This window comes from Collinsella sp. SGI.241 (assembly GCF_050312955.1).
GTDB lineage: Bacteria > Actinomycetota > Coriobacteriia > Coriobacteriales > Coriobacteriaceae > Collinsella.
In genome coordinates this window covers 1-13205 of record NZ_JBNPKM010000012.1, presented here as the reverse complement: position 1 = coordinate 13205, position 13205 = coordinate 1, and the positions used below count along the sequence as shown (strand labels likewise).

Annotated in this window: 6 protein-coding genes; 5 read left to right on the top strand and 1 reads right to left on the bottom strand. The window is 59.2% G+C overall.

The features are described 5' to 3' along the window. Positions 1 to 136 precede the first annotated feature (136 nt). Complete coding sequence (gene guaA, locus ACQQ92_RS06365; RefSeq protein WP_427794284.1) at positions 137 to 1117, bottom strand: glutamine-hydrolyzing GMP synthase; 981 nt, start codon at positions 1115 to 1117, stop codon at positions 137 to 139. 327 nt (positions 1118 to 1444) lie between these two features. Here guaA and ACQQ92_RS06360 point away from each other — a divergent pair, with 327 nt between their 5' ends. The 5 genes from ACQQ92_RS06360 (at position 1445) to ACQQ92_RS06340 (ending at position 12867) form a co-directional block, all read left to right on the top strand. Then, positions 1445 to 2419 (top strand): helix-turn-helix domain-containing protein, encoded by a 975-nt coding sequence (locus tag ACQQ92_RS06360; protein WP_427796069.1) that lies wholly within the window; start codon positions 1445 to 1447, stop codon positions 2417 to 2419. A 155-nt stretch (positions 2420 to 2574) separates the two neighbouring features. Next, complete coding sequence (locus ACQQ92_RS06355) at positions 2575 to 6933, top strand: hypothetical protein (RefSeq protein ID WP_427796068.1); 4359 nt, start codon at positions 2575 to 2577, stop codon at positions 6931 to 6933. A 254-nt stretch (positions 6934 to 7187) separates the two neighbouring features. Further along, positions 7188 to 9185, top strand: coding sequence for a DNA gyrase/topoisomerase IV subunit B (locus ACQQ92_RS06350; protein ID WP_427728388.1), 1998 nt, complete (start codon positions 7188 to 7190; stop codon positions 9183 to 9185). A 45-nt stretch (positions 9186 to 9230) separates the two neighbouring features. Next, positions 9231 to 11471: a DNA gyrase subunit A gene (locus ACQQ92_RS06345; RefSeq protein ID WP_427796067.1), complete on the top strand. Its 2241-nt coding sequence runs from the start codon at positions 9231 to 9233 to the stop codon at positions 11469 to 11471. Between the two features lie 976 nt (positions 11472 to 12447). After that, positions 12448 to 12867, top strand: coding sequence for a YjdF family protein (locus tag ACQQ92_RS06340; protein WP_427796066.1), 420 nt, complete (start codon positions 12448 to 12450; stop codon positions 12865 to 12867). Positions 12868 to 13205 lie beyond the last annotated feature (338 nt).

Sequence of the window (13205 nt, the reverse complement as noted above, 5' to 3'; positions counted from 1 at the left end):
GCAACACCAGAGGCGATGGCAAGCACGATGGACAGTGGCAACACCACGACGGCAGCTCTTTTCGAAAAAGAAGGCCCCGCGCAATCGCGCGAGGCCTCCCCATTCATGGAACTATGATCAAAGCAGCCCAAAAAGCTTATTCCCACTCAACGGTGCCGACGGGCTTGGGCGTGAGGTCGTAGCACACACGGCAGATGCCGGGAACCTCGGCTGTGACGCGAGCGGTAATACGCTTGAGCAGTGCCCAGTCGAGCTCAGGCACCTCGGCGGTCATCACGTCGACGGTGTTGATGCAGCGGATGATGCAGGGCCAGTCGTAGGCGCGCTTGCCCTCGCGCACGCCGGTGGCACGGAAGTCGGGCACCACGGCGAAGTACTGCCAGATGGTCAGACCTGCCTTGTCGATCTCCTCGCGCACGATGGCGTCGGCTTCGCGCAGCGCCTCAAGACGGTCGCGGGTAATGGCACCAAGGCAGCGGACGCCCAGGCCGGGACCGGGGAACGGCTGACGCTCGACCATGTTCTCGGGCAGACCGAGCTCGCGGCCCACGACGCGGACCTCGTCCTTGTACAGCAGCTTGACGGGCTCGCAAAGCTCAAACTGCAGGTCCTCGGGCAGGCCACCCACGTTGTGGTGGGCCTTCACGCCATCCTGGGACTCCAGGATGTCGGGGTAGATGGTTCCCTGGGCGAGGAAGCTGACCTCGTCGCCAACCTTGCGGGCCTCCTCCTCGAACACGCGAATGAACTCGGCGCCGATGATTTTGCGCTTGGCCTCGGGCTCCTCGACGTCCACGAGCTTATCCAAGAAGCGATCGGTCGCGTCCACATAGACCAGGTTGGCGTCCATCTGGTTCTTGAAGACGTCGACGACTTGCTCACTCTCGCCCTTACGCATCAGGCCGTGGTTCACGTGTACGCAGATAAGCTGCTTGCCGATGGCCTTGATGAGCAGGGCCGCGACAACCGAACTGTCGACACCACCGGAAAGGGCCAGCAGGACCTTCTTGTCGCCGATCTGCTCGCGGATTGCAGCGACCTGCTCATCGATGAACACCTGGGCAAGTTCGGAAGTGGTGATACGCACCATGTCGTCGGGACGCTTGTTGGAATCCATGCAAAGCTCCTTTTCGGTTCGATGGAAATGCGCCGCTCGTATGCAAACGCACCGTTATATGACCTCATTATATGCAGAACAAGATGCGTTTCCCATCGCTGCGACAAAGCTTTTTGCAGGGGTGGCAATTTTTCCTACTGTCGAGGTCAGCTAGGCTTCGGTAGCCACCTTGGCAGCATCGCCAATGGACTCTTCCTTTATACGTTCTGCGTAATCGTATGCCATACCCGCAAATTCCAGTCCCGAGTAACAGGAGTACAATTGCTGCTATTGTTGCCAGCTGTTGGGAGATGGAAGATGGACTGCGATGGCTACCCTTGCGTTCCCATGCCGTTGATGTGCACCGCCTTTGTGCCGGGGCAGATTGACGCTGCGGTTGCAGGCATTTCCGACCCCGATTCGCGCGCCATTGCCACGGCAGAAGCGCTGTACTTTCGCGGACAGGCCACCCTCGCTGCCAAGACGGCGCGCCCCTATCTTGACGCCACCGACCCCGCACTGCGCTATTCCGCATGCTTTATCTGCGGATACGCCAGTCTGTCGCTCAACCGTATCGCCGATGCCCGCCGGTGCCTTACTGGCATCCTCGATACGCCGGCCGACGAGGAATCGCCTGCCGTCCACGCCGTGCATATCCTGTTCGCCTCGGCCGCGAGCGTCCTGCTGCACTTGCCTTCCCCGTATTCCGCCGAAGAGTTTTATCCGCTTGCGGCGCATTTGCCCGAAGGCCTGCGCCTGTTCGCCAGCTACGTGATGGCGCACGCCTTGTATCTGCGCGGCGAATACGGCCGCAGCCTGGGCATGGTGGAAAATGCCCTGATCATGAAACAGGGAAGCTATCCCATCTCGGAACTGTTCCTGCACCTGGCGGCTTCCATGGCATGCATGAGCCTCAAGGACATCGACGCCGCAAAGGCACATTTCGGAGCCGCTTGGGACATTGCGCGCCCCGACGGCCTTATCGAGCTCATTGGCGAGCACCACGGCCTTTTACAGGGGCTCATCGAGGCGTGCCTAAAAGCGCAATACCCTGACGATTTCGCACGCATCATCGAGATTACGTATCGATTCAGCTACGGCTGGCGGCGCATCCACAACCCCGATTCGGGCGAGGACGTGGCCGACGATTTAACGACCACGGAGTTCACCATGGCCATGCTCGCCTGCCGCGGATGGACCAACGCCGAAATCGCACGCCACATGGAAGTATCGCCGGGCACTGTTAAAAACCGCCTATCAGGAGTGTATGCCAAGCTTGGTATCGGAACTCGCGCCGAGCTGGTCGCGCATATGTTGCGTTAGCGACCGGGCTGCCAAGCGCATCGAACGCGTTCCGGAACCCGGCGCTTCGCTCGATCAATTTGGACATTTTGACCCTTGAACGGCACTACCGCCACGGGGCACCTTCTCGCAAAATAGGATTATTTCCTCCGTTATTTGCGGGATGGGAGCCCAAAATGCTTGATCGTCGTTCGCTACTTATCGCCGGAGCATCCTCGCTGGCAGGCATCATGCTGCCTCGCGTGCCGAGCAGCGCAAACGCCTTCATACTGCCATTCGCCCCCACCGAGGCCTATGCCGACGAAGAAGACCCCTTCAAGGTGCTCGTTCTCTCGCGCACCATGTTTGGTGTGGTCGTGGTCGACGTCGCCAACAAGAATATGCCCATCAAGGGAGCCCAGGTCACGCTCGCGTCGCGTTATGCCGCGGGCAAGCAGATCTCCGCCACTACCGACGACGAGGGCACGGCCATCTTTGAGGTCGCGCCGCTTTCGGAAGGCTACGTGGACGAGGCAACGCTTCTCGACGCGTACGACTTTAACGGTGGCATCTCCATCAGCATGGCGGGCTACCGTGATGTCGAGATCCCCCTCACGCGCATCCAGGGCGGCACCGCCATTACCGCGCCCACACGTCCGCTTTCCGACGGTGAGCCGTACTTTCGCCAGCTTACGTTCGACGAGTGGGACATCCAGTACGCCGACGCCACGTTCATGGCACTGCCGAAGGACGACGCCGGAAACGACCAACCCGACACGCACGCCTTTACCGTGCAGGCACATCTGCCACAGGGTGGACAGGCAACGCTGTGCATCAACAAGGTAATGCCCGCCACGAGCAGCTCATCCGAAACCGTCACGCAAATTGGCCAAGTCAAGGCCAGTGCATCGGGTTCGGATAATCTGGCAACGTTCACACTCGAAGACACGTTCCTCGATGCAGCTTCGGGCCTTCTGGAGGAAGGATGCAAGCTGCGCTTTGTCCTCGACTATCAGGGCAAGACCTATACACTCTCCTCCCCCATGGCCGTTGTCACCGCGCCGGCCGCAAAGGCAGAATCGGGCTCGACCACTATCGTCCCCACCACCATGGACCAAGAGATTGCTCCGTTTGATTTCCCGGCGGCGTTTCCCGGCATCGGCGGCAATAAGTTCACGTGCTGGATGCCCTCGTTCCCCATTTTGTTCGATTTCTCTTTTGCCGGATACGTGCTGTTTGGCGGAGGATACAAACCGGTCGGCTACATGAACGATTCGGGCAATCCGGATCCGGAGTACTGGAAGAAGTCACCGCGCGAGTCGGGCGCCAAGCAGGCAAACCGCTACCTCGACGAGATGGAGGGGAAGTGGAATCAGTACAAAAGTATGAGTGCCGGTTCGGGCACCGATCCAAGGAACACTAAGCTGCTTCGTCACCACTGCACGCCGCGTTTTACGATGGATATCGCCACACAGCTGTACGGATCGCTCGCCTACGACTGGGTGGGCAAAACCTGGGGTGACAACAACGACCCCGCATTTGGCAATATTAAGGCCCTCTTCCAGGTAAGAACCGACCTCAATTGGACCGAGCAGTTTACCCTAGGACCGGTGCCGTTTTTCCTAAACGTCAACCCCTGGGTGCTGGCGAAGCTGGCGCTCGCCGTGGGTGCCCACACGCACGGCAGCGGCGCGGCGTTTTTTAAAAACATTTCGCTCGACTATTCAAACACCTCGGGCTCGTTCACCATCCAGATCGGGCTTGCCGTCACCTTTGGCGCCGGCGTTGCAGGCGTCGCTTCGTCTGCCGTGCGCGGCGCCGCATCCCTCACGCTGTTCATTGGGTACGAGAAGGCAGATGGACACCAGCTTCCGCGACTGCGCGTAGGTGCAGACGTCGATGTCGATGTGATACTCCAGTTCGTAATGTTCAAGTGGACCACCAAGGCTTGGTCGGGGTCGTGGCCCACACTCCTCGATTCGTGGAATATGTCGGTGAACAATGGCAACCAGTATGTGCTCCAGCGCTCTGAGCTCGCATTGGGTGGAGATACGCCTTACACGTTGGATGCCCGCTTCGGCACGGCCGGCAACGCCGAGGCAGGCGGCGTGCCGCAATTTATCGCATCGGCCACCATCGTCACCAACGCCGAGCTGCTCGCACGCGCCGAGGTTAAGGCCACTGCCGTAAACGTCGCGCCTGTCGTGCGCGATTGGGATCAAGCGGTCACGCGCATTGAGCTCGAGGCGGATGCAGAAAGCGACGACACGGGACAGATCGAGCATTTCGTCCATACACTGATAGAAAACGCCGCGCCGATGTATGAGTACACCTATATCGGGCAGGCGAAGGACGCCGCTGCGGACCCCAACGCCAATTCTGCTGGTGTATCGGAGGACGAGCGTGGCGGCATAAAACCCTCGAGCGACAACGTGCTGTTTGCTGGCGTGCTCAGCGAAGCCCACATGAAGCTGGCAATGATTGCCGGCGTAGAATGTCTGTTCCGTATCGCCTCGGTGCGCTACGGCGACAATGGCCGCTCGCGCCTGGTGGTGCACACAAAGGCAAACGGCACGTGGTCCGCTCCCACTCCCGTGGACTTTCCCCTTGGGTTTGGCGAGGGCGACGTGGAGCGCGACGGCATATTCGATTACGACTTCGACGTGGTGGAATATACGGACGGAAGAGGAAACCAGGACGCCTACGTGCTGCTGATCTCGGGCGAGCGCCCCGCCGGTGACAACACCCTTTTCGATACGGCAAGCACAGCCGGCATACTGTCCGTCGTGCGCCTGCGCATAAGTAATAGCGAAGTTCGCGTGGTGTCGTATACGTCGTGGCGCAGCATCTCGCGCGGCCGCCTTCAGGAGGATGGCTACCATTGTCTGCAGTGCCCGCGTATCACGGTGGGCAAGACGCTCGTCGACGGGCGCCTGTCGGGTGCCTACCTCCACCGCCGCGGAACCACCGCAGAAAAGGCGCTCGGCAGCGAGGCCGAGGTTGCGCTGGAATGCTTTACCTTGTGGTCGGATGATTTGGGCGACAGTCTCACGTTCCGTCAGGTCCTCCGCTTTCCGCAAGCACCGTCGAGTATCGAGCTGGGCGAGCCCGAGAATATCAACGGCAAAATGGTGGTGTCCGTTGCGTACGAGACCGCAGACGGTTGCGGCTGCGCATCGTACGCCGTGATCGGCCAGTCCATTGCGTGCTGGGACGTTATGTCACCAGACGCCACGGTACCTCATGCGGTGCCATGGCCACAACATTCGGGCTTTTTGGCAACCGTCAACGAGCAACTGCAGCATATTACTTGGACGCGAGGCGCATCGGCATTTGCAACGCAGCCCGTGGGTGCCGCAGGCTGTGGCCCGGCATCGTTTAGCGTAAGCAACAACGGCAGGTGCGTGCTCTATGTAGAGAACACCGATGGCAAGGTGGGACAAACCTACGACGAAGAAGGCAACCCGGTAGCAGTGATGGGCAAGCACTTCCGCATCTTCGCCAGCACCCTGGCAGGCGATCTGTTCACGGAGCCGTTCGTGATGTGCGAGCTGGACCATCCCGTCGATCAGATAACGACATTTTTGACGTCGGGAGGCATGCTCTCCGCACTCGCCACGCACATTGTGAGCGCGGAGAAGAGCGAGGCAGAGCTGCACGGCATCGAAGTGCCCTTGGTGGCGTGTGCCACTCCGACGGGCGCGGTCGCTACCTCGGGCGCGGTGGTACCCGGAGCAGCAGGCGAATCCTTCATGGTCACGGTGCGAAACGACGGCAACACCTTGCTGACCGCCGGCACGATCGATCTGTACCGAGAGGGCTCCAGCCAGCCGTTCTCCAGCGCATCCATCGGATTCGGACTGAACGCACGCATGGTTTCGATCTACGATCCAGAGCTTGCCGAGGATGCTTCGGCCAAAGACATGGCACACGTGAAGTACGCGCTCGAGACGCTGGGCGCACGTTTTGCAACGCACCCGCTGGTAGCCGACAACGGCAACGCCGTGCTGGCACCGGGTTGCACGGCACAGTTCCGCATGAGCTTCGCCATCCCCGAGAGTTGGAGCGACGAAGTGGGCAAACGCGTAACGCTGTATGCGAAGGCGCATAATCTTGTGGCGCTCGATCCCGTAACGCTCGAGGAAATTCGACCGGGTGCAAACTCGGCGCTGGGTGCCGTACTGCACGAGCTTCATGTGCCCGACGCGGCATGCGAACGCTCAGAAGTTCAGGTCGGCGTATGCGACAGCGCGGATACGACGGGGCTTCACGATGCACCGATGACGGCGGACGACGGTGGCGGCTCGGGTGGCGGCGGTACTGACAAGGGCGGCGGCTACGGCGGAAGCAGCTCCAGCAGCGGCAAGGACCACAACAATAGCAAGCGCCCCGGAAAAGCGGGCGCGCTTGCGGGCACGGGCGATACATGCGCTCCCCTTACGGCAGCCGCTGCAGCACTCGCCGCGGCAGGCGCCGGCCTCGTCGCCTACAGTGCCCGCCGCACGGCGCTCGAAGCCGACACCGCCAATGAGGTCAATTCGGATAGGCCCCGCTAGCTCCTAGTTACTTTTGTGAGAGACGCCGACTCGGCTCATTCGTCATCGCTATGCGGACATTACAACTTCGGTTCGCTATTCAAACTTACTCGCACAATACCGACTCGGTTTTGTGCAAGCAAACGAATCCCCATCGAACTCCGAACTATTGTTCGATGGATTTCGTGTTGGTTGGAATCGCCCAAGGGTTGGGCTATGCTACCTTGACTATCTATATGACTAAAACGCAGCAAAGGAGCATCGAGAGAGCGAGCATGGCAAAAAACACCGCAAACTATGGTAACGACAGTATTCGTCAGCTCAAGGACGAGGAGCGCGTACGCCTGCGCCCCGCCGTCATCTTTGGCTCGGACGGACTCGACGGCTGCGCGCATGCCGCCTTCGAGATCCTATCCAACGCCGTTGACGAGGCGCGCCAGGGCTACGGCAAGCTCATCACCCTTACCGCCTTTCGCGATGGCTCCATTCAGGTAGAGGACAACGGCCGCGGCTGCCCGCTTGACTGGAACCCCTCCGAGAAGCGCTTTAACTGGGAACTCGTCTTTTGCGAGCTTTACGCCGGCGGTAAGTACAACAACAACCAGGGCGGCGACTACGACTTCTCGCTCGGCACCAACGGCCTGGGCTCGTGCGCAACCCAGTACGCCTCCGAATACATGGACGTCACGGTTTGGCGCGACGGCAACAAGTACTCCCTGCACTTTAAGAAGGGCAAGGTCGTCGGCGCCAAAAAGAAAGCACTCGAGGTTGAGCCCAGCGACGAGGACCGCACCGGTACCACTATCAAGTGGCGCCCCGATCTTGAGGTCTTTACCTCCATCAGCATCCCCCACGATTGGTATCGCGAGACCATGCGCCGCCAGGCCGTGGTCAACGCCAACGTGACCTTCCGGCTGCGCATCGAGGGCGACGACGGCGAGTTTTCCGAAGAGGACTTCTGCTATCCCAAGGGCATCGAGGACTACGTGCTCGAGAAGGTCGGTACCGACTACCTTACCGAGCCCTTCTTTATCGAGGCCGACCGTCGCGGTCGCGATCGCGAGGATCTACCCGATTACAACGTAAAAATCACTGCTTGCATGTGCTTCTCGCGCACTTTCACGATGCAGGAGTACTACCACAACTCCTCCTGGCTCGAGAACGGCGGCTCGCCGGAGAAGGCGGCCCGCAGCGCCCTCACCAGCGCCATCGATGCCTACATTAAGCAACAGGGCAAGTACAACAAAAACGAGAGCGGCATTAAGTGGCAAGATGTCCAGGACTGCCTGGTGCTGGTGACCAACTGCTTCTCCACCCAGACGTCCTACGAAAACCAGACCAAGAAGGCCATCAATAACCGCTTTATCCAGCAGGCCATGACGGCATTCTTTAAGGAGCGCCTCTCGACCTACTTGATCGAGAACAAAGATGCCGCCAACAAGATCATGGAGCAGGTGCTCATCAACAAGCGCTCGCGCGAGAATGCCGAGAAGACGCGCCAGAGCATCAAGACCAACCTGCAGCAGAAGACCGACATGGCCAACCGCGTGCAGAAATTCATCGACTGCCGCTCCAAGGATAAGAGCCGTCGCGAGCTCTACATCGTAGAGGGCGACTCGGCAGCAGGCGCCATTCGCACCTCGCGCGATGCCGAGTTCCAGGGCGTTATGCCCGTCCGAGGCAAAATCCTCAACTGCCTAAAGGAGGACTATCCGCGCATCTTTAAGTCCGACATCATCATGGACCTCATGCGCGTGCTGGGCTGCGGCGTGGAGATCAAGGACAAGCGCATCAAGAACCTGGGCGCCTTCGACTTGGACAACCTCAACTGGAACAAGGTCATCATCTGTACGGACGCCGACGTCGACGGTTATCACATCCGTACGCTCGTGCTCACCATGCTCTATCGCCTGGTGCCCACGCTTATCGACGAAGGCTACGTATATATCGCCGAGTCGCCGCTCTACGAGATCAACTGCAAAGAAAAGACCTACTTTGCCTACACCGAGCTCGAGAAGAACGGCATTCTTAAGGAGATCGGCGACCAGAAGTGCTCCATCAACCGCTCCAAGGGTCTTGGTGAGAACGACCCGGACATGATGTGGCTCACCACCATGAACCCCGAGACGCGTCGTCTGATCAAGGTGGAGTCCGAAGACGTCACCAAGATGGAGACCATGTTCAACCTTCTGCTGGGCAGCGACGAGGCGGGCCGCAAGCGCCATATCTCGGAGCACGGCAAGGAATACCTGGACCAGCTGGACCTGCAGTAGCAGCAAATCGATAACGACGGCCCATAAGAAGTTCAAGAGGAAATCGTGGCAAAGAAGAAGACGAAGAACCAGCCAAAGAAAAAGCAGGTCAACGCCGAGAACGTCATCGGCCTGCACTCCGAGGTCACCAATCAGCCGATCACGCAGACGCTCGAGGTCAACTACATGCCCTACGCCATGAGCGTCAACGTCTCGCGTGCGTTCCCCGAGATCGACGGCTTTAAGCCCTCGCACCGCAAGCTGCTCTACACCATGTACAAGATGGGCTTGCTCAAAGGTGAGCGCCAGAAGAGCGCTAACATCGTGGGCCAAACCATGAAGCTCAACCCGCACGGCGACGCCGCAATCTACGAGACGATGGTGCGCTTGGCCACCGGCAACGAGGCGCTACTCGCCCCCTTCGTGGAGTCGAAGGGCAACTTTGGCAAGTACTATTCGGGCGACCTGAGCTACGCCGCCTCGCGTTACACCGAGGCCAAGCTCGCCCCCATCAGTGCCGAGATCTTCAAGGACATCGACAAGGACCCGGTCGACTTTGTCGACAGCTACGACGGCGCCATGAAGGAGCCGCGTCTGTTGCCCACCACGTTCCCGAACATCCTCGTCTCGGCCAACAAGGGCATCGGCGTCGCCATGGCGTCTGACATCTGCGGCTTCAACCTCAACGAGGTCTGCACCGCCACCATGCACTACCTGCAGGATCCCAACTGCGATCTGCTCGAGTACATGCCCATGCCCGACTTCTCGACCGGCGGTGAGATTATCTACCGCCGCGAGGAGATGGAAAAGATTATCGAGACCGGCCTTGGCAGCTTCCAGATCCGCTCCCGCTGGCGCTGGATTCCCGAAGAGCGCATTATCGAGGTCTACGAGATCCCCTACACCACCAAGACCGATGTCATCATCGATCGCATCGTCAAGCTCTCCAAAGAAGGCAAGGTTAAGGAGATCGCTGACATCCGCGACGAGACCGACCTCTCGGGCCTTCGTATCGCCATCGATCTTAAGCGCGGTGTTGACCCCGACAAGCTCATGGCGAAGCTCTATCGCTCGACTACGCTGCAGGATTCGTTCTCATGCAACTTTAACGTGCTGGTCGACGGCTATCCCCGCGTTATGGGCGTACGCCAGATCCTGCACGAGTGGGTCAAGTGGCGTATTGAGTCCACGCGTCGCCGCATTAACTTTGACTTGGGCAAAAAGTCCGAACGCCTGCACCTGCTGCACGGTCTTGAGGCGATTCTGCTCGACATCGACAAGGCGATCGCCATCATCCGTGGCACCAAGCTTGAGGCCGAGGTCGTGCCCAACCTTATGAAGGGTTTCGACATCGACGAGACCCAGGCCGAGTTTGTTGCCGAGCTTAAGCTCCGCAACATCAACGAGGAGTACATCCTCAACCGCACCAAGGACATCGCTAAGCTCGAGGGTGAGATTGCCGAGCTTGAGGAGATCCTCTCGAGCGAGGAGAACATCAAGAAGGTCATCAGCGACGAGCTGGCCGCGGTCAACAAAAAGTACGTGATGCCGCGCCGCACGGGCAGGATCGAGCCCCACGAGGTCATCGAGGTAAGCCTGGAGCCCGAGGTCGAGGAGTACCCGGTGACCATCATGCTCTCGCGCGAGGGCTATCTCAAAAAGATGACCGACCGCGTGCTCAAGAAGGCTGCGACGCTCAAATACAAGGACGGCGACAAGCCCTTTATCGAGTTCCCGTCCTCCAATACGCACGAGCTGCTCGTGTTTACCAACAAGAGCCAGGTGTACAAGTGCAAGGTTGCGGCGTTTGAGGACACCAAGTCGGCCCAGCTGGGCTCGTATCTGCCCACCGACCTCGAGATGGAACCCGACGAGAGCGTGATCTGGGTCATCGACCCCGAGGACTACAAGGCCGACGTGCTGTTTGTCTTTGAGAACGGCCGCGTGGTGCGCGTCGCGCTTTCTGGATACGTTACCAAGACCAACCGCAAGCGCCTTAAGAACGCCATCTACGGCGGAGCCAAGCTGCTGTATGCCCAGGTGCTCAAGGAGGATCGCGACATCGCGCTGGTCTCGAGCGACTATCGCCTGATGAACTTCAACACGTCGCTGCTCAAGACCAAGACGACCACCAACACGCAGGGCGTCCAGGCCTTTACCGCCAAGAAGGGTCGCTCGGTCACCACCGTCGGCACGACCGAGGAAATCCTTGGCGCCGGCGTCTCGGCCGAAAAGTTCACCGCGCAGAGTCTACCCTCCGCCGGTGCCCTCATGAAAGAAAACGACATGCCGAGTCTGTTTGACTAGGACGACGGCAGAGCCGCCATAAACTCTCAAAACAATGGGGCCCGGAGCGCAGTAAATGCCGCGCTCCGGGCCCCATGCATTACAGCAGCATCATCCCTATAGACAAAATGTCGCATAAAGTGGAACAGACATAAGCCCATCATTCATTCCAAAGGGCACGGCGGACAGCCTTTAGAGGTTCGATATCGACGAAAACGCCCGCTTTGAAACTCAAGTGCCTTTTCGTGTGCGAGCCGCCAGCTGCAATAGGAAGCGAATCAACGCAGGCGCCTTTCAAGCAGTTTGCAAAACTGCAGGTCGCAGGCCTGCATTGCTAGTAGGGGAAATGAGTAGTCTCAGTTGGCTTGCCCATGAGTTAGCGAGCAGGTTGGGGCTTTGTTGTTGGCGCAATCACTTCGTGCGCACTCGAAAGGTCTGTTTAACAAAAGACTAATCGGATGCGACTGGCCGCCCATACGGCGACGACGTTTCCCGTGCGAGCACAAACGGCCCTGCGTGCCCTATCGAGCGATATCCCCGTATGACGCTCATAACTCCTGCTCGCCGAGCAGTCACCTCGCGAGATCCAGCACGAGAACGCCCTCCCGGGTATAAGGCCCGTGCCTCGTGCGGGCGATGAAGACCTTCGTGAATGCATCCCTGATGGGTAGAAGCGACCCGAGCCCCTTCTCGAGCGTCGACTCAGAGCTAATGTCGTCTCTTGCTTAAACTCTCCTTCGCGGTTTCGAAACTCAAGGTCTTTTAAAGTTTCGAAACCGAGAAGACGATATGCGCAAGGGCGCGTCGGGTGGTAAGCCCCAGCCATGTCATGTCGCCAGCGATGAAGGGCGCGTCTGCGCGTGCTACAATCCAACTACCAGAGATAAAAACACAGTCCCCGTCGGGTAGTCGTGGGCGTGCGGGGGTCCGCATCAGTAACCTGCCTCCTTGGTTGTCCCTTCTCTGCATGGTCATCTACATAAAGGAGGAACCAACCATGCAGATCAGCGTGTCGTCCACCCTGACCGTATATCATGACGGCCAATTCTGGGTCGGACTGGCGGAGCATGTCGAGGACGGCAGATACGGCGTCGCCCGCATCGTCTTCGGCGCGGAGCCGTCCGATGAGGAGATCCTGCAATTCGTTGTCGGCAAATGGGAGAAGCTCTCGTTCTTCGGCGACAAGGCCACTGAGACAAGCAAGCCCGCGAAGAACCCCAAGCGGCGCGCTCGCGAGGCAGCAAAAGCCCTTAAACGGCCCGCGGTGAGCACCAAGGCACAACAGGCGCTCGCGGCACAGCGGGAAGCGATGAAGCGGGAGTCGGCTCAAGCAAGAAGTCAGCGTCGCGCGGATGAGGCGGAGGCGCGCTTCGAGCAGCGGAAGTTGAAGCGTAAGCAGAAGCATCGTGGGCATTGACCGGTGCCGACATGGGTCCAGGTGTGAACAGGGCTACATCCCCTATTCGCACTGTTCACGCATACAGCAGCGGGCACGGATTCGATTGAAACCGTGCCCGCTGTCTGATGTTAAATTAATTTGTCAAACATGTGTTCTATTCCAGCGCAGTAATTAAATACGCTGGTACATGGATACTCCGATCAAGACGGCCGCGCATGCGACCGGGAACTTTCGGCAATTGGATACGCGCCTGACCTGGGATATCCAAGCGAACAATAGGCCTAACCCGCGATAGGTCCCAGGCCAGGCGGGTATCCAATCGAAGGGGAAGGGCGCTCCGGTGTGGAGGCAGCGGA